This is a genomic window from Cellulosimicrobium sp. 22598 (assembly GCF_052044445.1).
GTDB lineage: Bacteria > Actinomycetota > Actinomycetes > Actinomycetales > Cellulomonadaceae > Cellulosimicrobium > Cellulosimicrobium cellulans_G.
The window spans coordinates 34,263-53,765 of sequence record NZ_JBQEMZ010000007.1; the positions used below are offsets into that span (position 1 = coordinate 34,263).

20 protein-coding genes are annotated in these 19,503 nt (G+C 73.8%); 6 read left to right on the top strand and 14 right to left on the bottom strand.

Annotated features, from left to right (window positions below; genetic code table 11):
* Positions 1 to 66: 66 nt before the first annotated feature.
* From ACTJIY_RS09195 to ACTJIY_RS09205, 3 genes are all read left to right on the top strand, one after another.
* The gene (locus ACTJIY_RS09195; protein WP_253051640.1) at positions 67 to 1,254 is read left to right on the top strand and encodes an alpha/beta hydrolase; all 1,188 of its coding nucleotides are present in this window, start codon (positions 67 to 69) and stop codon (positions 1,252 to 1,254) included.
* An 85-nt stretch (positions 1,255 to 1,339) separates the two neighbouring features.
* Positions 1,340 to 1,750: an NAD(+)--rifampin ADP-ribosyltransferase gene (arr, locus tag ACTJIY_RS09200; RefSeq protein WP_440673682.1), complete on the top strand. Its 411-nt coding sequence runs from the start codon at positions 1,340 to 1,342 to the stop codon at positions 1,748 to 1,750.
* 186 nt (positions 1,751 to 1,936) lie between these two features.
* Positions 1,937 to 2,497: a VanZ family protein gene (locus ACTJIY_RS09205; protein WP_440697231.1), complete on the top strand. Its 561-nt coding sequence runs from the start codon at positions 1,937 to 1,939 to the stop codon at positions 2,495 to 2,497.
* A gap of 57 nt (positions 2,498 to 2,554) precedes the next feature.
* On the opposite strand, the gene ACTJIY_RS09210 is transcribed toward ACTJIY_RS09205, so the two are convergent.
* The gene (locus ACTJIY_RS09210; RefSeq protein ID WP_253051637.1) at positions 2,555 to 3,076 is read right to left on the bottom strand and encodes a low molecular weight protein-tyrosine-phosphatase; all 522 of its coding nucleotides are present in this window, start codon (positions 3,074 to 3,076) and stop codon (positions 2,555 to 2,557) included.
* A gap of 85 nt (positions 3,077 to 3,161) precedes the next feature.
* On the opposite strand from ACTJIY_RS09210, the gene ACTJIY_RS09215 reads away from it, so the two are divergent.
* A complete protein-coding gene (locus ACTJIY_RS09215; RefSeq protein WP_440673681.1) occupies positions 3,162 to 4,070 on the top strand; it encodes an SDR family oxidoreductase in 909 nt (302 codons plus the stop codon).
* A gap of 476 nt (positions 4,071 to 4,546) precedes the next feature.
* Here ACTJIY_RS09215 and ACTJIY_RS09220 read toward each other — a convergent pair whose 3' ends face one another.
* Positions 4,547 to 6,055 (bottom strand): MFS transporter, encoded by a 1,509-nt coding sequence (locus ACTJIY_RS09220; protein WP_440673680.1) that lies wholly within the window; start codon positions 6,053 to 6,055, stop codon positions 4,547 to 4,549.
* Between the two features lie 82 nt (positions 6,056 to 6,137).
* Here ACTJIY_RS09220 and ACTJIY_RS09225 point away from each other — a divergent pair, with 82 nt between their 5' ends.
* Positions 6,138 to 6,680, top strand: coding sequence for a winged helix-turn-helix transcriptional regulator (locus ACTJIY_RS09225; RefSeq protein WP_440697232.1), 543 nt, complete (start codon positions 6,138 to 6,140; stop codon positions 6,678 to 6,680).
* 10 nt (positions 6,681 to 6,690) lie between these two features.
* On the opposite strand, the gene ACTJIY_RS09230 is transcribed toward ACTJIY_RS09225, so the two are convergent.
* The 11 genes from ACTJIY_RS09230 to ACTJIY_RS09280 all read right to left on the bottom strand — a co-directional run bounded on the left by ACTJIY_RS09230 (position 6,691) and on the right by ACTJIY_RS09280 (position 17,251).
* On the bottom strand, positions 6,691 to 7,332 hold the full coding sequence (locus ACTJIY_RS09230) for a hypothetical protein (protein ID WP_253051633.1): 642 nt from the start codon (positions 7,330 to 7,332) through the stop codon (positions 6,691 to 6,693).
* Positions 7,333 to 7,387: 55 nt separating this feature from the next.
* Positions 7,388 to 8,362 (bottom strand): WXG100 family type VII secretion target, encoded by a 975-nt coding sequence (locus ACTJIY_RS09235; protein WP_440673678.1) that lies wholly within the window; start codon positions 8,360 to 8,362, stop codon positions 7,388 to 7,390.
* Positions 8,363 to 8,489: 127 nt separating this feature from the next.
* Positions 8,490 to 8,801 (bottom strand): hypothetical protein, encoded by a 312-nt coding sequence (locus ACTJIY_RS09240; protein ID WP_157759525.1) that lies wholly within the window; start codon positions 8,799 to 8,801, stop codon positions 8,490 to 8,492.
* 93 nt (positions 8,802 to 8,894) lie between these two features.
* Positions 8,895 to 9,932 carry a sugar phosphate isomerase/epimerase family protein gene (locus ACTJIY_RS09245; protein WP_440673677.1) on the bottom strand — a complete coding sequence of 346 codons (1,038 nt, stop codon included), beginning with the start codon at positions 9,930 to 9,932 and terminating at the stop codon, positions 8,895 to 8,897.
* Positions 9,929 to 11,146 carry a dihydrodipicolinate synthase family protein gene (locus tag ACTJIY_RS09250; RefSeq protein WP_440673676.1) on the bottom strand — a complete coding sequence of 406 codons (1,218 nt, stop codon included), beginning with the start codon at positions 11,144 to 11,146 and terminating at the stop codon, positions 9,929 to 9,931. The genes ACTJIY_RS09245 and ACTJIY_RS09250 overlap by 4 nt, the downstream gene beginning before the upstream one ends.
* Positions 11,143 to 12,375, bottom strand: coding sequence for a Gfo/Idh/MocA family protein (locus ACTJIY_RS09255; protein ID WP_353706976.1), 1,233 nt, complete (start codon positions 12,373 to 12,375; stop codon positions 11,143 to 11,145). The genes ACTJIY_RS09250 and ACTJIY_RS09255 overlap by 4 nt, the downstream gene beginning before the upstream one ends.
* A gap of 8 nt (positions 12,376 to 12,383) precedes the next feature.
* Complete coding sequence (locus tag ACTJIY_RS09260) at positions 12,384 to 13,166, bottom strand: ABC transporter ATP-binding protein (protein WP_440673675.1); 783 nt, start codon at positions 13,164 to 13,166, stop codon at positions 12,384 to 12,386.
* Entirely contained in the window at positions 13,159 to 13,914 is a 756-nt protein-coding gene (locus tag ACTJIY_RS09265) for an ABC transporter ATP-binding protein (protein ID WP_440673674.1), read from the bottom strand. Before ACTJIY_RS09265 ends, ACTJIY_RS09260 begins: the two co-directional genes overlap by 8 nt.
* Entirely contained in the window at positions 13,911 to 15,137 is a 1,227-nt protein-coding gene (locus tag ACTJIY_RS09270) for a branched-chain amino acid ABC transporter permease (RefSeq protein WP_440673673.1), read from the bottom strand. The genes ACTJIY_RS09265 and ACTJIY_RS09270 overlap by 4 nt, the downstream gene beginning before the upstream one ends.
* On the bottom strand, positions 15,121 to 16,005 hold the full coding sequence (locus ACTJIY_RS09275) for a branched-chain amino acid ABC transporter permease (protein ID WP_047230871.1): 885 nt from the start codon (positions 16,003 to 16,005) through the stop codon (positions 15,121 to 15,123). The genes ACTJIY_RS09270 and ACTJIY_RS09275 overlap by 17 nt, the downstream gene beginning before the upstream one ends.
* Positions 16,006 to 16,012: 7 nt before the next feature.
* On the bottom strand, positions 16,013 to 17,251 hold the full coding sequence (locus ACTJIY_RS09280) for an amino acid ABC transporter substrate-binding protein (protein WP_253051624.1): 1,239 nt from the start codon (positions 17,249 to 17,251) through the stop codon (positions 16,013 to 16,015).
* 217 nt (positions 17,252 to 17,468) lie between these two features.
* On the opposite strand from ACTJIY_RS09280, the gene ACTJIY_RS09285 reads away from it, so the two are divergent.
* Positions 17,469 to 18,533, top strand: a complete 1,065-nt coding sequence (locus tag ACTJIY_RS09285; protein WP_253051623.1) for a LacI family DNA-binding transcriptional regulator — start codon at positions 17,469 to 17,471, stop codon at positions 18,531 to 18,533.
* 15 nt (positions 18,534 to 18,548) lie between these two features.
* Here the strand turns inward: ACTJIY_RS09285 and ACTJIY_RS09290 are convergent, their stop codons facing one another.
* Positions 18,549 to 19,397 carry a class I SAM-dependent methyltransferase gene (locus ACTJIY_RS09290; protein ID WP_253051622.1) on the bottom strand — a complete coding sequence of 283 codons (849 nt, stop codon included), beginning with the start codon at positions 19,395 to 19,397 and terminating at the stop codon, positions 18,549 to 18,551.
* Positions 19,398 to 19,503: the final 106 nt, after the last annotated feature.

Consider the following 19,503-nt stretch of genomic DNA (forward strand, 5'->3'; position numbering starts at 1 on the left):
GGCGCGGCACGTCGCCGGCGCTGCCGCGCCGAGCGGCCTCGCGCCCGGGCGCCTAGGGTCGGCCGCATGGCCGACTGGCAGCCCGACGTCCTCGGCGACGACTACGAGCAGCTCACGCTGCCGCTCGCCCCCGACGACGAGGGCGACGTCGTCGCCACGCTCGTGCGGCGCCGTCGGCCCGGGGGAGCCGCGGCGGACGGCGCCGGCGCAGGGACCACCGCGGGGGACGGGCAGCACCTCGACGTCCTGTACGTCCACGGATGGTCCGACTACTTCTTCCAGACCGAGCTCGCCGACTTCTGGGAGGCGCACGGCGCACGCTTCCACGCGCTCGACCTGCGCAAGTACGGGCGCAGCCTGCGGCCCGGCCAGACGCCCGGCTACGTCACCGACCTCGCGACGTACGACGAGGACATCGAGGCCGCGCTCGCGGCGATCGGCCACCACGGCGACGGGCGCTCGCCGCGCGAGCTCGTGCTCATGGGCCACTCGACGGGCGGGCTGACGCTCAGCCTCTGGCTCGCCCGGAACCCCGGCCGCGCGGCGGCGCTCGTCCTCAACAGCCCGTGGCTGGAGTTCCAGACGCGCGAGGTCGGGCGCCTGCTGCTCGAGCCCGTGATCGGGGCGAGGGCGCGGCTCACGCCGACGCGCCCGCTGCCGAACGTCGACCTCGGCTTCTACACGCGATCGGTGAGCAAGGACTTCGACGGCGAGTGGACGTACGACCTCGCGTGGCGCCCCCAGCACGGGTTCCGCACCACGCCCGCGTGGCTGTCCGCCGTCTTCCACGGGCAGCAGACGGTCGCGCGCGGCCTGTCCATCGGGGCGCCGGTGCTCGTGCTGCTCTCCGCCCGCAGCACGCTGCTGCCCCGCTGGACGCCCGAGATGATGCACACGGACACGGCGATCGACGTGGACGGCGTCGCGCAGCGGTCCGTCCAGCTCGGCGATCTGGTCACGGTCGCGCGCCTCGACGGCGCCCTGCACGACGTCGTGCTCTCGGCCCGGCCCGTGCGCGCGCTCGCGTACGGGCGGATCGCGCAGTGGGTCGGCGCGTACCTCCCGCGTCCCACGCCTCCCGTGCCCGACGACGACCGGGCACCCGCGCCGGACGACGCACCACGGGCGGCGAGCGGCCTCGGTCCGCTGCTCTCCCGCCTCGGGGCGGGCGCCCACCGTGCCGGGCGGGCCGTCGCGCGCGCGGTGGGCTCCGCCGTCGGGACGCTGCGCGGCACGAGGGCCGGCCGCCGGTGAGCGGAGCGCTGACGGGGCTGGACCACGACGCCGCACCCCGCCCAGGGCGACCCGCCCCGCGCACCCGCGGCCTTACGGTGAGCAGGTGAGCCAGACACTCGACCAGGGGCCCTTCTTCCACGGCACCAAGGCCGATCTCCGGGAGGGCGACCTGCTGACCGCGGGCTTCCGGTCGAACTACCGGCCCGAGGTCACCATGAACCACGTGTACTTCACCGCCCTCGTGGACGGCGCCGGCCTCGCCGCCGAGCTCGCGGCCGGCGACGCGGCACCTCGGGTCTACCGGGTCGAGCCGACGGGTCCGTTCGAGGACGACCCCAACGTCACCGACAAGAAGCTCCCGGGCAACCCGACGCGGTCGTACCGGAGCAGCGCACCGCTGCGGGTGGTCGGCGAGGTCACCGACTGGCCGCGGCTGAGCGAGGAGGCGCTGGCGGCCTGGCGCGCGCGTCTGGCGGCTCTCCTGTCCGACGAGCGGGGCGAGATCATCAACTGAGTGCTGCCGCTCCCGGGCGCCGCGCACACGCCGTCTCCCACCGCAGGGGGAGGGCGCCGGGTCGGGGCTCGCACCCTCGGTGGATACTCCGACGGCGGTCCGGCACTACCGTCGGCGACGTCGTGCGCGAGGTGCCCAGCAGAAGGAGCGGTACGAGTGTTTCGCGAGGTCCCTGTCCTGCCCGTTGTGGTGCCCCTGGCTGCCGCCGTGCTCGGGATGCTGCTCTGGCGTCTGCGCCGCGCGGACCGGCTCACGGTGCCGCGGGCCGCCGTCGCGCTCGCGCTCGCCGTCTACGCGGCCGGGGTCGTGGCCAACACGGTGTTCCCGATCTTCCTCGACAAGCCGGTGAGCAGCGCGCCGTGGAACGCCCACCTGGCCCTCGTGCCGCTGGCGGACTACGAGGTCGCCGACGCGGTGATGAACGTCCTCGTGTTCGTGCCGCTGGGCATGCTCCTGCCGCTCCTCCTGGCGCGGACGTCGTGGTGGCGCGCCGTGGCGGCGGCGGCGGCCTTCAGCCTGGCGATCGAGGTCGTCCAGTACGTCACCTCGCACCTGCTCGGGGGCGGCCACATCGCCGATGTGAACGACCTGCTCTTCAACGTCGTGGGCGGCGTGCTCGGCTACGCGCTGTTCGTCCTCCTGTGCCGCGTCCCCGTGCTCGACGCGTTCCTCGAACGTTTCCGCTGGTCCACAGGACCGCGAGCGCGCCTTGGCGGAGCGGACCTGCGTCGCGTGCATCCGCACTGACGGTTGCCCGGGTCCGCGGCGTGTCGCGGCGGCGGAGCGCGACCGCCCGACCGACGCTCAGCCGTCGAGCTGCGTGCGGACGAAGTCGACGATCCCGTCCGCGGCGGCCTCCACCTCGGCGAGGCAGTCCTCGAAGTCCTGCTGACCGCCGTACCAGGGGTCGGCGATGTCGAGCACGTGCTCGGGCTCGCCCGGCGCGACGCGGGGGGCGGCCGGGTCGAACGAGCGGTACATCCGCACCGGGCCGGCGGCGTCGAGGCGGCGCAGGGCGCGGGCGTGCTGGGACGTCATCGCGAGCACGAGGTCCCGCGCGGCGAGGTCGCCCGCGCGCACCTGTCGGGCGCGGTGCGTCCCGTCGACGACGTACCCGTGCTCGGCGAGGACGGCCCGCGCGCGGCGGTCGATCGGGTTCCCTCGCTCCTCGTCGCTGATCCCCGTCGAGTCCACCACGACGCGGTCGCCGAGCCCGGCCGCCTCGAAGCGGTCGCGCAGCACCACCTCGGCCATCGGGGACCGGCAGATGTTGCCGGTGCAGACGGTCATGACGCGGTAGGGCACGGGGGCCTCGGTACTGGTCATGGGCCCATTCTGCGGGAGGCGCGCGCGCTCCTCACGTGCGGCCGGTCGCCGGGCGGCCCGCGACCGCCACGTCTACCGTGAGGACATGATGATCGGGGCGGGGTCGGGGCGGATCGCCGTGACGGGCGCGAGCGGGCTCCTGGGGTCGAAGCTCGCGTTCCGCCTCGCCGCCGAGGGCGCGACGCAGCGCCTCGTCGTGCGCGACGCCGCCCGGGCGCCCCGCCTCGGCGACGACCCGCTCCCCGAGTCGGACGTCGCCGTCGTCGACGGGTACACGGACACGCGCGGGATGGTCGCCGCCTTCACCGACGTGGACACCGTGTTCCTGGTGTCCGCCCGCGAGGACCTCGACCGCGTCGCGCAGCACCGCGCGGCGGTCGACGCCGCCATCGCGGCGGGCGTCGGGCACCTCGTCTACGTGTCGTTCGTCGGCGCGGCACCGGACGCCGTCTTCACCTTCGCGCGCGACCACTGGCGCACCGAGGAGTACATCCGCGCGACGGGCGTGCGGCACACGTTCCTGCGCGACAACCTCTACCACCGCGGGCTCGCGCTCATGGTCGGCGACGACGGCGTGATCCGCGGACCCGCGGGCGACGGGCGGGTCGCGTCCGTGTCGCACGACGACATCGCGGACGTCGCGACCGTCGTCCTGCTCGACGCCGACACGCACCGCCACGACGGCGTCACCTACGACGTCACAGGGCCCGAGGCCCTCACGCTCGACGAGGTCGCGCAGGCCCTGACCGCCGCGACCGGCCGCGACATCACGTACCACGCCGAGACCGTCGACGAGGCGTACGCGTCCCGCGAGCGGTACGGGGTGCCGCGGTTCGAGGTCGACGGCTGGGTGTCGTCGTACACGGCGATCGCCGCGGGCGAGCTCGCGCACGTGAGCGACGCCGTCCCCCGGCTCGTCGAGCGCCCCGCGCAGTCGTTCGCCACGTGGCTCGACGACTACCCCGAGGAGTGGGCGCACCTGCGCCCCGCGTGAGCTCGGCGCGCGTCGCCGCTCGGCGCGCACCCGCGAGATCGACCCGCACGTCCGAGATCGACCCTCGGTGGGTCGATCCGGCGACGGGCGGGTCGATCTCGGTGTCTCCACGCCGTGCGCGAAAACCCCTGGCGTCGCCGCGGGGGGCGGACGTACCGTCGTCGTACACGCGAAAGGAGGTGGTCCTGGAAGTGAAGATTCTTCGGACTCGTGAGGTGGTTGCGCGCTAGTCGTCGCGCAACCGATCCAGCAACGGACCGGATGCGGTGAGCCCGTGAACCGGGCGGGGTCTCCCGAGGGGAGGCGCCCGACGGCGAGCGAGTACCACGCAACCACCGGAGCCCGCGGGTGTCGTGCCCTCGTCCAGCACGACAGGAGGAACCCTCCAGCCCGCGGGCTTCTCGCTGCCCGCGCCCTGCGCTGCGTGCACGAGACAGTCGCGTCCGGCACGTCCTGACGCGACTGTTCTCCTGCGCTCAACGGGTGACCGGGGCCGGGGCGGGCTCCGGGAGGGCGGCCTCGGCGACCGGGGTCGCGGCGGCGGCGGGACCGGCCGGCTCGACGACGGGCCGACGGCGGCGCGGCGCTCCCATCGCCACCGCCGCGAGCGCGAAGGCCGCGACGGGCACCCACAGCGCGGTGTGGAAGGCGGCGAGGCCCGCGTCCGGCCCCGTCGCGTCACCGAGGGCGAGCACGCTGACGGCCGTGGCAGCCGAGATGCCGATCGCGGCGCCGAGCTGGAACGCCGTGTTGAGCACGCCGCCGGCCACGCCCTGCTCCGCGTCGGTCACGCCCGTGGTCGCGGCGATGGCGATCGGCCCGTAGACCAGCGCGAACGCGACCCCGACGAGCGCCATCGACGGGACCATGAGGGCGTACGTCCAGTCGAGCCCCGACGCGAGGAACCACGCCGCCGCGAGCGTCCCGGCGACGAGACCGCCGACGATCACGCGCGGCACCCCGAAGCGCTCGACGAGGCGCGGTGTGAGCACGGGCGCGAGGACGACGTCGATCGCCATGAGGAGCATCGCGAGCCCGGTCTGCAGCGGTGTCCAGCCCCGCAGCTCCTGCAGGTAGAGGGTGAGGAGCACCTGGAACCCGTAGAACCCGCCCGCGAAGAGCACCGCCGTGACGTTCGCCCGGACCAGCTCGGTCGAGCGGAAGAGCCGCAGCGGGAGGAGCGGGTGCGGCGCCCGGCGCTGCCGGGCGACGAACGCCGCGAGGAGCACGGCACCGCCGCCGAGCGCGGCGACCGTCCACGCGAGCCCCTCGCCCGGGTGCTCGAGGCGCACGATGCCGACGGCGAGCAGCACCATGGCGCTCGTCGCCAGGACGGCACCGAGGACGTCGAGCGCGCCGCGCTCGCGGGCGGTCGTGTCGCGCTGGACCGTCACCAGGGCCAGCGCGAGGAGCACGACGGCGAGCAGCACCGGGGCGAAGAACACCCACCGCCAGTGGATCGCGGCCAGGAGCCCGCCCACGACGAGGCCGAGCGAGAAGCCCGCGGCCCCCGCCGCGCCGTAGACGACGAGCGCGCGGTTGCGGCGCGGCCCCTCGGCGAACGACGTCGTGATGAGCGACATCCCGGCGGGCGTGAGGAAGCCGGCCGCCACGCCCGTGACGAAGCGTGACAGCAGGAGCATCCAGCCGTCGGTCGCGAACCCGCCGAGCCCGGAGAACACGAGGAAGACGAGCAGCCAGAGGACGAACATCCGGCGTCGGCCGTAGAGGTCGGCCGCGCGCCCGCCGAGGAGCATGAACCCGCCGTACCCGACGACGTACGCCGTCACGACCCCGCCCAGCTCGCCGGTCGCGAGCCCCAGGTCGGAGCGGATCCCGGGGAGCGCGACGGACAGCATCGCGATGTCGCTGCCCTCCAGGAAGATCGCCCCGCACAGCACGAGGAGCAGCCCCCAGTCCCGGAGGCTGAAGCGTCCCGCCGCTCGTGCTCGCTCACGACTGCGGCTCGTCGTCCCGTCGGTCATGCCCGTCCCCTTCCTCCTGAGTACCGCTCGGTACTCGGTTACCTCTTGATACCGAGCCCATCGTGGGTCAGGATCAGGAGGCATGGAAGACGGCACATTCGACTCACCAGGTATCACCGTGGATACCGTGGCGGCGCGCGGACGGACCGCGGACGGGCACGAGGCTGCTCGCGCGGGCGCGCCCGACGACGCCCCGACCCCCGAGGACCGTCACGGCTGCCCACCGGCAAAGTGGGAGAGCGACGTCGAGGTCTGGCAGTGGGACGCGCGCGAGGACTGCGAGGTGCGGCAGATCCTCGACCGCATCGCGGACAAGTGGTCGCTGCTCGCCATCGCGCTGCTCGACCGGCGGGTCATGCGGTTCACCGAGCTCAAGCGGGAGATCGACGGGATCAGCCAGCGCATGCTGTCGCGCACGCTGCGCCAGCTCGAGCGTGACGGCATCGTCGAACGCACGGTCTACCCGACCGTCCCGCCGCGCGTCGACTACGCCCTCACCGAGATGGGGCGCTCCCTCCACGCGACGACCAAGGCGCTCGTCGTGTGGACCGAGGCGCACCAGGAGCGCATCGCCGCCGCGCGCAGCGCCTACGACGAGCGCGAGGCGTCGCTCCAGGACCTCTGAGGGCCGCAGGTCACGCGACCGCGGTCGCGAGCACGCCGAACGTCGGGTCGGGCGTGATGGGGGACGGTGCGGGCTCGTCGCCGGCCGGACCGCTCGTCATCTCCCACGTCCCGTCGCTCTCGACGCGGACGGCGGCGGTACGGGCCCCGGACGCGTCGACGACCTTGACGCTCCCCCCGAACGGCCGCCCCGGGAGCTGCGCGAACGCGGCCCGGACGAACCGCGACGCGGCCTCGGGCAGAGGGTCGCCCATCTGGAGCGGCCGCACGTGCCAGATGCCGAACGGGCGCGGCTCGAGCACGACCGCACCGCCCTGCGCACCGACGAGCAGCGCGGCGTTGGTGCGCTCGTCCGCGATCGCCGCCGCCTCCACCCACTCGGTCGCGGTCGTGAGGACGCGCGTGAGCGGGACGACGTTGCCGACGGGTGCGAGCACCTCGCCCTCGACACGCGCGAGCCGCCGCACGACGAGCGAGCTGAGCCCCGCCGCGAGGAGGGGGGAGTCGGCGGGCACGTCGGGAAGGCGCAGGTTCTCGCGCGTCCTCGTGGCGGCGGGTCCCTCGTTGAGCGACAGGAGCACGAGCAGCTCCGGCCCCGTGAGCTCGATGAGCCCGTCGTCCGGACGGCTCGCCGCCTCGGTCTGCGTGGTCATCGGTCGTCCCTCTCCTCGTGCGGACCGCGGCCGCGGTCCGGCGCATGGGCCGCGGTCACCACGGCCATACCTTCTTCAGCGTCTCGGTCGCCCCGTCGACGAAGTCCCCGCCCGCGTCCCACACGTCGCCGGCGAGGTCGGCGGCACCGTCGGCGAGGTCGCCCCCACGATCCCACAACCAGCCCGCGCCGTCGGCGATGCGCTTCGTCACGGGGACGTCGCCGGAGAGCAGGGTCGCGACGCCCCACACGGCTCCCGCACCCGCGATCGCCCAACCGACCGGGTTGCTCGCGAGGAAGATCGCCGCGCCGATGCCGGCGGCGCCGAGACCCGCGGTGATGACGCCGTCCGTCCCCTTGAACCCGTCGCCCTCCGCGAAGCCCTCCCACGCCTGCACCGAGCCGCTGTACACCGAGTAGCCGTCGAACAGGAACCCGGCGCCCTTGAGCACCTTGCCGGCGGACGCGAGGTTGTCCGCGAGCCCCGCCACGTTGAGCGGGTCGTCGAGCTTGTTCATCGCCGCCCAGGCGTCGACTCCCTGGGACGCGACCCAGTTGAGCACGCCGCCCTGGGTCATGTCCGTGGTGAGCCACGACGGCGGGACCAGCCAGTCCGGCGGACCGCCGTCACCACCCTGGGTCACCGGATCGCCTGGCCCACCCGGAGAACCCGGTCCGCCGGGCCCACCCGGAGAACCCGGTCCGCCGGGCCCGCCGGGCCCGCCCGGCCCGCCCGGCCCGCCCGGCCCGCCCGGGCCACCGTCGCGGCTCGTCGCGTCCTGCTGCTCGGCGTTGCCGCGCAGGACGTCGGCGGCGTCCGTGAGCAGCGCGGCGGTGCCCGTCAGGCTCGGCCTCAGGGTCGACGTCCACGCGGTGCGGAACTCGGCGGCGTCGGAGCCCTCCCAGCCCGCTCGGCCCACGGCCGTCTCGATCGCCGCCGCGGCCAGCTCCAGGGCCTGCGCGCCGTCCGACACGCGGCCCGCGAGCGAGCGCAGGGCCTCGACGTCGGCCCCGTACATCCCGCTGCTCATTCCTCGCCCCTCTGCGCTCTCACCCGCACCCCCCGCACGCTCCCGGGTCGGCCACGCCGTGCCGGCGCCGCCGACAGCGTACGGAGGCGGAGCGGGAGAGGTCGATGGTGACCGGTCCCCATACCCGTCAGGACGGGCGCACGCCGCGGCGGCGGTCGTCGGCCACGAGCGCGCGGTACCGGCGCCACTGCCGGACGGCGAACCGGCCGAGGAACACGCAGGCCAGCACGCCGACGGCCACCCAGCCCCAGGGGAACGGGTCGCCCGCGTGGTAGCTGCGGAAGCCCTCCGTCCAGCCGTACACCTGGGCGCGGTACCAGCCCAGCACGAAGACCGCGACGACGGCGGGAGGGACGACGGCGGCGAAGGTCAGGAACCACGCGTACGTGCGTGCCTGCTTCGTGTCGCCCACGAACCGCGTCCGCGGCGCCCCGTCCATCCGTCCACCTCCGTGCTCGGGCCTCCGGGCACCCTACCCGGCGCCGGCCGACCGGCCGAGGCGTTCGCGCCCCGGCCCGTCGGCCGGCGTCCGTCAGCGCGCGAGGTGGGGCTCGACGAGCTCGACGTACCGGCGGGCGAGCGTCGCCACGACGTCGGCGCCGGGCGCGGCCCAGACGTCGGCGTGGAAGATCTCGACCTCGACGTCACCGGCGTAGCCCGCCGCCGCCACCGAGCGCGTGAACGCGGCGAAGTCGACGTGGCCGTCGCCCATCATGCCGCGGCCGAGCAGCGTGTCCGCGGGCAGGGGCGTGATCCAGTCGCACACCTGGTAGCTGACGATCCGGCCCGCGGTGCCCGCCCGCGCGATCTGCTCGTGCACCTTGGGCTCCCACCACAGGTGGTAGGTGTCGACGACGACGCCGACCTCCGCGGGCGCGAACGGCTCGGCGAGGTCGAGGGCCTGCTCGAGCGTCGAGACGACGCCGCGGTCCGCCGCGAAGATCGGGTTCATGGGCTCGATACCGAGGGTCACGCCCGCGTCGCGCGCGGCCGGGACGAGCGCGGCGATCGCGTCCGCCGCGCGTGCCCGGGCACCGATCAGGTCGCGGTCGCCGTCGGGCAGCCCGCCCGGGACGAGGACGAGCGTCGGCGCGCCGAGGGCCGCCGTCTCCGCGATCGCGGCGAGGTTGCTCGCGTGGGCCGCGGCGCGCGCGTCCGGGTCGCTCGCGGTGAAGAACCCGCCGCGGCACACGGACGACACCCGCAGCCCGGCGTCGCGCACCCACCGCACCGCGGTGTCGAGCCCGACGTCGGCGACGGGTTCACGCCAGACCCCGATGGCCGGGAGCCCCGCGGCGACGCAGCCGTCGATCGCCTCGCGCAGCGACCACCGCGCCGTCGTCCGCTGGTTCAGGGACAGCCGCGCGAGCCGAGGATCGCCGACCGCCGGCGTCCCGACCCGCGCGCGGACCCCGCTGGGCACGTCCACGTCACCCACCGCTCCGCCGAGCAGGTGGTCCTGGTCCGTCGCGCCACCAGGACGAGCCGAGACCTGGTCGGCGGGCAGGCTCGCCTGGTCGGCGGAAGACCGGGGGGCGGAGGACGGGAACTCCGAGATCTCGGTGCTCATGCGACCACCTCCGCGACCTCGGCGGACGCGCCCGCGATCTCGCCACGGTCGATGCCCGCCGTGGCGAGGACGAGGCCGAGGCGGTGCGCGGCGAGGTCCGGGTCCGGCAGGAGGCGCGCCTCGTTCGCGAGCTCGAACGCGCGCGCGAGGTGCACGACGCTCCGGGCGGACTGCAGGCCCCCGACCATCGTGAACCCGGGCTGGTGTCCCGCGAGCCACGCGAGGAACGCGATGCCGGTCTTGTAGTAGTACGTCGGCGCCTCGAACACGTGGCGCGAGAGCGCGAGCGTCGGCGCCATCTCGGCGTCGTAGCGGTCGAGGTCGCCGTCGTCGAGGGCGGTCAGCGCGGCCGAGGCGGCGGGGGCCACGGCCGCGAACGCGCCGAGCAGCGCGTCGGAGTGCCGCTCGCCGTCGCCCCGGATCAGCTCCGGGTAGTGGAAGTCGTCACCGGTGTACAACCGGACGCCGTCGGGAAGTACGGCGCGCAGACCCACCTCGTGCGCCGCCGAGAGCAGCGACACCTTGACCCCGTCCACACGATCGGCGTGCGCCCGCACGAGGTCGACGAACGTCGCGGTCGCGGTGTCGACGTCCCCGGACCCCCAGTAGCCGCGCAGGTTCGGGTCGAACGCCTCGCCGAGCCAGTGCAGGACGACCGGCTCGCGCACCTGGGACAGGATCGCGTCGTACACGCGCACGTAGTCGTCGGCCGACGTCGCGACGCGCGCGAGGTGCCGCGACGCCATGAGGATGACCTGCGACCCCGTGCCCTCGACGAACTCGACCTGCTCGGCGTACGCCGCGATCACGTCGTCCACGGTCCGCAGCTCGTCGGGCGCCCGGTGGTCCGTCCCCGCGCCCGAGGCGATGCGCGCGCCCAGCTCCCGCGCCTGGGCGGCGCTGCGCGACACGAGCTCCTGGACCGCGGGCCAGTCGAGGCCCATGTTCCGCTGCGCGGTGTCCATCGCCTCGGCGACCCCCAGGCCGTACCGGAACAGGTGCCGCCGGAACGCGAGGGTCGAGTCCCAGTCGACGACGGCCGGCGCGCCGGGCACGTTCTCGCCCCGCGGGTCCGCGACGACGTGCGCCGCCGCGAACGCGACGCGCGACGCGTACGGGCCGGGGTGGTCCGCCCACTCCCGGGGCGCGCGCAGCGCGACGAGCCGCGCGCCGCCGTCGGGCAGCGGGATCCGCACCCCGCCGGCGCCGCTCACGCGACCGCTCCGGACGCCGCGCCGCCCACGGCCCCGGACGCGGCGCCCAGCTCCACCCGACGCCCCTCCCGCGACGACGTGTACCCCGCGTCCACGAGGCGCAGGCCGCGCACGCCCGCGTCGAAGTCGTACGGGTGCGGTCGCCCGGCGTGGACGTCGCGCAGGAACTCCTCCCACTGCGCGCGGAACCCGTTGACGAACTCCTGGTTGTCCGGGATCTGCTCCCACTGGGCGCGGAAGTCCTGGTCGGTCGGCAGGTCCGGGTTCCACACCGGCTTCGGCGTGCGGGCGCGCGGCTGGATGCGGCACCCGAACAGGCCCGCGACCGCGGACCCGTGCGTCCCGTCGACCTGGAACTCGACGAGCTCGCCCCGGTCCACGCGCACTGCCCACGACGAGTTCACCTGCGCGAGGATCGGTCCGTCCGCCCCGGCGAGCTCGAAGATCCCGTACGCCGCGTCGTCGGCCGTCGCGACGTAGGGCTTGCCGTGCTCGTCCCAGCGCTCGGGGATGTGGGTCACGGCCTTCGCCATGACCGCCTCGACCGGGCCGAACAGGTTCTCCAGCACGTAGTTCCAGTGGCAGAACATGTCGAGGACCATCCCGCCGCCGTCCTCGGCGCGGTAGTTCCAGCTCGGGCGCTGCGCGGGCTGCCAGTCGCCCTCGAACACCCAGTACCCGAACTCGCCACGGACGGACAGGATGCGGCCGAAGAACCCGCCGTCGATCAGCCGCTTGAGCTTGAGCAGGCCGGGCAGGTACAGCTTGTCGTGCACGACGCCGTGGATCACCCCGGCCGCGCGCGCCGCCTCCGCGAGCTCCTCGCCCTCCGCGACCGACTCCGCGATCGGCTTCTCCGTGTACACGTGCTTGCCCGCCGCGATCGCCTTGAGGATCGCCTTCGTCCGCTCGGACGTCACCTGGGCGTCGAAGTAGATCGTGGCCGTGTCGTCCGCGAGCGCCGCGTCGAGGTCGGTCGTGTACTCGGCGACGCCGTGGCGCGCGGCGAGCTCGGCGAGCTTGGCGCGGTTGCGGCCCACGAGCACGGGCTCCACCTGGAGGCGCGTGCCGTCGTCGAGCTCGACGCCGCCGTCGTCCCGGATCGCGAGGATCGAGCGGACGAGGTGCTGGCGGTACCCCATGCGCCCGGTCACGCCGTTCATGACGATGCGCACGGTGCGGGTGGTCGGTCGGTCGCCCCCTGCGGCGTCCGTGGTCTGGCTGGTCATGCGGGCGGTCATCCGTTCTGCGAGAGCGAGCGCTCGGCGGGCCGGCCGCCGAGGTAGAGCTCGGAGAGCTGGGGGTCGGCGAGGAGCTCGGGCGCGGGGCCGGTGATGTGCACGCGGCCGAGGTCGAGCACGCACCCGATGTCGGCCGTCTCGAGCGCGCGGCGCGCGTTCTGCTCGACGAGCAGCACCGCGACGCCGGCGTCGCGCATGCGCACGACCTGCTCGAACACGGTCGACGTCGTCTTGGGGTCGAGGCCCATCGACGGCTCGTCGAGCAGCACGACCTGGGGGCTCACCATGAGCGAGCGCGCGAACTCGACCTGCTTCTGCTGCCCGCCGGACAGCAGGCCGGCGAGCTGCTTCCACCGCTCGCCCACGATGGGGAAGAGGTTCTGCACGAACGCCACGCGCTCCGCGATCTTCTGCTTGTCGCGGAGCGTGTACGCGCCGAGCAGCACGTTCTCCGCGACCGTCATCTCGCGGAACACGCTGTGCCCCTGGAGCACGTGCGCGAGCCCGGACTGCAGCATCTCCTGCGGCCCCTGGCCGGTGACGTCGCGCCCGCCGACGAGGATGCGGCCCGAGCGCGGCTTGAGCAGCCCGCTCGCGACCTTGAGCACCGTCGACTTGCCCGCGCCGTTGGGCCCGACGAGGCACACGACCGTCGACGCGGGGACCTTGATGGTCAGTCCGCGCAGCACCATCGCGGCGCGGCCGTACCCCGCCTGGACGTCGTCCAGCTCGAGGAGGTACTCCTGCTTCGCCCCCGTCCCGGGGGTCGGGTCAGACACCAAGGTAGGCCTCCAGCACTCGCGGGTCGGCTTGCACGACGGCGGGGGTCCCCTCGGCGATGGGCCGTCCCCGGTCGAACACGATGACGTGGTGGGACAGGCTCATGACCATGTCCATGTTGTGCTCGACGACGAGGAACGTCTTTCCCTCGGCGTTGAGCTCCTGCACGAGCGTCCCGATGCGGCCGATGAGCGCCGGGTTCACGCCGCCCGCCGGCTCGTCGAGCATGATCGTGTCCGGGTCGCCCATGAGGACGCCCGCAAGCTCGAGGAGCTTCTGCTGCCCGTAGGACAGGTTGCGCGCCTCGACGCTCTCCAGGTGGTCGATGCCGACACGCACGAGCAGCGCGCGCGCCTTGTCGATCTCCTCGGGGTTGCGCGCCCCGGCCAGCAGCTCGCGCACCCGTGTGCGGCGGACCGCGACGAGCATGTTCTCGAGGACGGTCATGCGCGGGAACACGCGGCAGAGCTGGAAGCTGCGCCCGATCCCGGCGCGCGCGATCTTGTGCGGCGCGCGCCGCGTGATGTCCTCGCCGCGGAACGTGACCGTGCCGGAGTCCGGCTTGATCATGCCCGTCACGCAGTTGAAGAACGTCGTCTTGCCCGACCCGTTCGGGCCGATGAGCGCGTTGATCTTGCCGTGCTGGAACGTGACCGTCGCGTCGCGGACGGCGTGGACGCCGCCGAACGACTTGGTGAGGCCGACGGTCTCGAGGTTGCGGGTCGTCTGCGCGGTGGTCGTCGTCATCGGTCCTCCTCCGGGCCCGTCCGAGGGGCCGCGTCGCCGTCGTCGTCCGGCGGGACGACGGCGGTGGTGGGTCCTGCGGTCGGCTCGCCCTCGGCCGGGGCGGCGGCCGCGCGGTTGCGCTCGAGGAGCTCGGCCGCGGTCATCTCGCGGATCGAGGAGTCCTGCGGGCCGAAGCGCTTGAAGAGGGCCTGGGCCGCGGGGATGATCCCGTCCGGCATGAAGAGGACGACGACGCCGAGCAGCAGGGCGGTGGCGACGAGGTGGAACTGCGTGTCGCCGAACTCGAGCTTGAAGTACTCCAGGCCCGTGCCGACGACGACGGCGCCCAGCAGCGGGCCGAAGAGGTGCCGGACGCCGCCGAACAGCGCCATGAGCACCATGTAGGAGCCGAGCATGATGGAGAACTGGAAGATCGGGTCGAGGTCGCCGAACCACAGGGCGTACATGCCGCCCGCGAGGCCGGTGAACGTCGCCGAGACGACGTACGCGACGAGCTTGTAGTTGCGCGTCGGGACGCCGAGCGCCTGGGCCTTGTCCTCGTCCTCACGGATCGCCTTGAGCCCGGTGCCGAACCGCGAGCGGTCGATCGCCCACCACGCGACGAGCATGACGACGAGCAGCGCGGCGAACAGGTAGAAGAACGTGCGGTGGTGCTCGGGCCGCAGCAGGTCGGGGAACGGGCGCGGGACGACGAGGCCGTCGGACCCGCCCGTGAAGGACCCCCACGCCTGGAAGACGAGCAGCAGGATGAGCACGAACGAGATCGACACGATGACGAACGACGCGCCGCGCACGCGCAGCGCCGCGATCCCGACGGGGATGGTGATGAGCAGGACGAGCGCGCCCGCGACGAGCCACGCGACGAAGCTCGGGAGCCCGAGGTCGCGGATCAGCAGGCCCGTGCCGTAGGCACCGAGCCCGAAGAACGCGGCGTGCCCGAGCGAGACGTACCCCGTGAAGCCGCCCATGAAGTTCCAGGCGGTCGCGGTGCACGCGTAGCTGAGGACGACGATGCCGGCCGACAGGATGTACGCGTTGGGCGCCATCGTGGGGAAGGCCAGGACGAGCACGGCCAGGACGACGAGCACGGCGAGGCGGACGACGCGGCCCCAGGGGCGGCGTGCGGGAGGTGCGGCGGCAGCGGCGGCCGAGCCCGCGCCGTCGGGCACCGGGCTGGCGGCCGCGCGGCGGCTCGCGGGTCGGGTGTCAGAAGCGTTGGGCAAGGCGACCTCCGAAGAATCCCTGGGGCCGCAGCATCAGCGTCGCGAACAGCGCGACGTAGAAGATGGTCTGCGCCCACGTGGTGCCGAGCGGCACCTGGAGCAGGCTCTGGCCGATGCCGAGCACCATGGCGGCGATCGCGGCGCCCGGGATGGACCCCAGGCCGCCGACGACGATGATCGCCATGAGCGGGCCGATCCAGTGCCAGTGCAGCGACGGGTAGATCGTCGCGTCGAGCGACAGCGCGGTCCCGCCGATGGCTGCGGTCGCGAGGCCGAGGCCGAAGCCGTAGCCCGCGACGCGGTCGGTCTTGATGCCGACGAGCTGCGCGGCCTCGCGGTGCTGGATCGTCGCGCGCAGGGCCTGGCCGAACCGGCTGTGCTTCATGAGCAGGTACAGCAGCGCGAGGGACAGCGCCGCGAGCCCGAAGGCCACGAGCTTCACGACGGCGATCCGCGCCCCGAAGAACTCGATGCTCGCGCCCGAGTACGGGAGCTGGATGCGCCGCTGCGTGCCGCTCCAGACGAAGCCGATCATGCCCTCGATGAAGAGCGCGACGGCGAACGTGAGGAGGACGGACATCATCGTGAGCGTCGCGGGCCGCAGGCGCGTGATGAGCAGGCGCTGCATGCCCACGCCGACGAGGAAGAACAGCGGCACCGTGACGACGAGCGACAGCAGCGGGTCCATGCCGGTCTGCTGGTTGAAGAACCAGGCGAGGTACGCGGCGAGGATGAGGAACGCCGAGTGGGCGATCATCACGACGCGCATCACGCCGAAGTACAGGGTGAGGCCCGCTGCCAGGAGGGCGTAGAGCCCTCCCAGCAGCACGCCGAGCACGAGGCTCTGGAAGAGGAGCGTTCCTGTCACGAGGTGATCACCAGGCCGGCTTGGGGAAGACGAAGTCGGCTTCCTTGGCGTCCTGCGGCAGGACGATCTGGATCTCGCCGTCCACGTACTGCTGGATGAGGTGGGCGCCCTGCGGCTTGCCCGTCTCGTCCCAGGTCAGCGGCCCGACGACGGTCTCGACCTCGTTGCTGCGCAGCCACGAGATGAGCTCCTGCTGGCACTCGCCCTGCTCGGCGCACCCGACGGCCTCGACCGCGGCGGCGACGACCTGGCCGGTCGTGTACGCGTTGGCCTCGTCCTCGCCGGGCGGGTTGCCGTGCAGCTCCGTGTACCGCTCGACGAAGTCGACGTTGGACGGCCAGCTCGCGGTCTCGGTGTAGCCGGTGGGCGAGAGGATGCCCTCGGTCTTGGCGCCGATCGCCGCCGAGAACTCGGGGTTGGTCGGCGCGGTGGAGAACGCCGCGAGCGTGGGCTGGTAGTTGAGCTGCTGCAGCGCCACGATGAGGTTCACCGCGTCCTGGTACTGCGTGCCGCCGATGACCATGTCCGCACCCGAGTCGTTGATCTTCGCGGCGATCGAGGAGAAGTCGGTGGTGTTGGGCGGGTAGACCTCGTCGACGACGATCTCGAGCCCGGCGTCCGCGAGCTTGTCGCGCAGGCCGTAGGCCGTGCCCTGGGCGAAGGGGTCGTCCATGGCCGCGACGGCGACGGTCTGCGGGCGCTCGCCCTCGGGCATGTCGAGGATGTGGTCCGCGAGGTAGTTGTAGTGGTCGTCGGCGACGGCGGGGGCGGCGTAGAAGAGGTTCTCGAAGCCCTGCTCGAAGACCTCGTTCGCGGCGCCGGCGGGCTCGACGAAGAGCATCCCGTACTCCTCGGCGACGCGGGCGCTCGGCACGACGAGGCGCGTGGAGAACGGCCCGAACACGAGGTCGACCTCGTCCTGGGCGATGAGCGCCTCGTAGTCCTGCACGACGCGGTCCGCGTTGGACTGGTCGTCGAGGATCTTGAGCTCGACCTGCCGCCCGAGGAGGCCCCCGTCCTCGTTGACGAACTGCGCCCAGGCCTCGTAGCCGCGCTGGACGCCCTTGCCGGGCTCGGAGAAGTCGCCGGTGAGCGGGAGGGAGATACCGATGACGATCGGGTCGTCGGACCCGCCGCCTCCGCCCTCGCCGTCGGACCCGCCGGAGCACGCCGTGAGGACGAGCGCCGTCGCGGACACGCCGGCCGCGAGGGCGAGCGCGCGGCGTGAGCGGGGGCGGGTGGACATCCGTGGAGTCGACCGAGAATGCATGGACGTGACTCTCCCTACTTCGTCGTAGTGAAGACCTGAGGCCGTACTGCTCCGTACGAGACTGCTGCATTGCGAAAGCGCTTTCGTAAGCGCTTCCGCTAGAGTACGGTGCGGACAGCGGATGTGGCAAGCGTCACGTCGGGGAGGGCCTTCGGGCCACCGACCGGGCGACGCACGGACGAGCGGAGCAGGGGTGCGTCGAGAGAGTCGGACCACGAAGGGTCGCAGCGCGCTGCGGCTGGTCGACGTCGCCGAGCGCGCGGGCGTGTCCCTCGCGACCGCGTCGCGCGCGCTGTCGGGCAGCGACGGCGTCTCGGAGGTGCTCGCGGAGCACGTCCGCGAGGTCGCCACGGAGATGGGCTACATCGCCAACCCGCACGCGCGCACGCTCGCCGGGGGCACGACGTCGGTCGCCGGCCTGCTCGTCTACGAGATCGGCGACCCGTACTTCTCCGAGATCGCGAGCGGCGTCGTGCGCGTCGCGACCGAGCACGGCTGGAGCGTGCAGATCAGCCACACCGAGCGCGAGCCCAGCGCCGAGGTCACGCAGATCCGCCTCATGCGCGCGCACCGCGTGGGCGCGATCCTCGTCGCCGGGTCCGGGTACGTCGAGCCCGCGATGGAGGCCGACGCCGCGCGCGAGCTCGAGGCGTTCCAGGAGTCCGGGGGGCGCGTCGTCGTCATCGGGCGGCACCACCTGCACAGCGACGCGGTGCTCCCCGACAGCGAGGCGGCGGCCGCGAGCCTCACCGACCACGTCCTCGGTCTGGGCCACCGGCGCCTCGCCGTCGCGGCCGGGCCCGAGCGGCTCACGACCGTCGCGGACCGCATGGCCGGCATCCGGAGCGCGGTCGCGGCCCAGGGCCTCGACCCCGACGACCTGTTCGTCGTGCACGCGCCGTTCACGCGCGAGGGCGGGCGGGACGCCACGCAGCGCATCCTCGCCCAGCGCCCCGACACCACCGCGATCCTCGCGCTCAACGACGCCATGGCCACGGGCGTGCTGTCCCTGCTGCGCGAGCGCGGCGTCGTCGTGCCGCGCGACATGTCCGTCACCGGGTTCGACGACATCCAGGTCGCCCAGGACCTCGCGCCCGCGCTGACCACGGTGCGCCTCCCGATGAGCGAGATGGGGGCGACGGCGTTCGAGCTCGCGCTCCGGCCGCCGTCGGGCCGCCCCCGCCGCAAGCGCACCGACCACGAGCTCGTGGTCCGCGACTCGACGGCCCCGCCCCGGCCCGGCCCGCTGTGGGCATGAAATGGGGCGGGGGCGTCAGAAGGGCTTGCGAGCCACGACGAGGAAGCGCGGCGCCTCGTCGACGAACTCGTGGCCCGCGGCGAGGTGCAGGTGCAGGGCGCGCAGCGGCGCCTCGTACCGGGCGACCGCCTCGGGCGCGAGCGACGCCAGGTCCGGCACCTGCCACGCCATGAGCTTGAGGTACCAGAGCAGCGAGGACAGGTCGCGGAACCGGCGCAGGCCCTCGTGCTCGCGCGCGACGTCGACGACGAACCCCGCGTCCCGCAGCACCTCCACCGCCGCGGCGAGCGTCACGGAGTCCGGGTCCCACGGGAGCTCGGTGCCGAGCGCGGTGTTGAGGCGCAGGCCGTCGCGCGAGTCGACCTGCTGGGTGAGGAACACGCCGCCGGGCTCCAGCACGCGCAGCACCTCGTCGGGGTCGAACTCCTCGTGTCGGTCGAGCACGACCGCGAACTGGCCGTCGAAGAACGGCAGGAGCTGCTCCTCGTCGCCCTCGACCGCCCGGACGTCGACGCCCAGGGGCTCCAGCCGGCGTCGGGCCACCGGCAGGTTGGGCGCCCAGCCCTCGGTCGCCGCCGACCCGGCGGGCAGCGGGCCCAGCGTGGACAGCAGCTCGCCGCCGCCGGTCCCGAGGTCGAGCACCGGGCCGCGCCCGCTGCCGACCAGCTCGCGAGCGAGCGCGGCGTAGTCCCACGGCAGCGCGTCCTCGACGACGCGGTCCGCCACGGGCGAGAGGTCGAACCCGACCACGGGCACGGCGCGGGCCCACGCCACGTGCTCCTCGAACGAGGCGTCCCGGGCGGGGACGGGCACGTCGGCCGCCCGGTCGGAGGTGGCGGGGGTGTCGGGGACCGCGGCAGGCATGCGTCGATTGTCACCCGTGCGGGTGCCGTTGCCGTACATGCGCGCCGGGCCCGTCGCGCGCCGACGGGGAGCCCTCCCCGTCGCCGCGGGGCAGGTGCGCGCGGTA

Bases quoted from the DNA above. Each gene is read 5' to 3' on its own strand.
- ACTJIY_RS09215 (WP_440673681.1), top strand. From the start codon at position 3,162: ATGATGATCGGGGCGGGGTCGGGGCGGATCGCCGTGACGGGCGCGAGC.
- ACTJIY_RS09195 (WP_253051640.1), top strand. From the start codon at position 67: ATGGCCGACTGGCAGCCCGACGTCCTCGGCGACGACTACGAGCAGCTC.
- ACTJIY_RS09220 (WP_440673680.1), bottom strand. From the start codon at position 6,055: ATGACCGACGGGACGACGAGCCGCAGTCGTGAGCGAGCACGAGCGGCG.
- ACTJIY_RS09235 (WP_440673678.1), bottom strand. From the start codon at position 8,362: ATGAGCAGCGGGATGTACGGGGCCGACGTCGAGGCCCTGCGCTCGCTC.
- ACTJIY_RS09265 (WP_440673674.1), bottom strand. From the start codon at position 13,914: ATGACGACGACCACCGCGCAGACGACCCGCAACCTCGAGACCGTCGGC.
- ACTJIY_RS09210 (WP_253051637.1), bottom strand. From the start codon at position 3,076: ATGACCAGTACCGAGGCCCCCGTGCCCTACCGCGTCATGACCGTCTGC.
- ACTJIY_RS09280 (WP_253051624.1), bottom strand. From the start codon at position 17,251: ATGTCCACCCGCCCCCGCTCACGCCGCGCGCTCGCCCTCGCGGCCGGC.
- ACTJIY_RS09240 (WP_157759525.1), bottom strand. From the start codon at position 8,801: ATGGACGGGGCGCCGCGGACGCGGTTCGTGGGCGACACGAAGCAGGCA.
- ACTJIY_RS09255 (WP_353706976.1), bottom strand. From the start codon at position 12,375: ATGACCAGCCAGACCACGGACGCCGCAGGGGGCGACCGACCGACCACC.
- ACTJIY_RS09290 (WP_253051622.1), bottom strand. From the start codon at position 19,397: ATGCCTGCCGCGGTCCCCGACACCCCCGCCACCTCCGACCGGGCGGCC.
- ACTJIY_RS09225 (WP_440697232.1), top strand. From the start codon at position 6,138: ATGGAAGACGGCACATTCGACTCACCAGGTATCACCGTGGATACCGTG.
- ACTJIY_RS09245 (WP_440673677.1), bottom strand. From the start codon at position 9,932: ATGAGCACCGAGATCTCGGAGTTCCCGTCCTCCGCCCCCCGGTCTTCC.
- ACTJIY_RS09230 (WP_253051633.1), bottom strand. From the start codon at position 7,332: ATGACCACGCAGACCGAGGCGGCGAGCCGTCCGGACGACGGGCTCATC.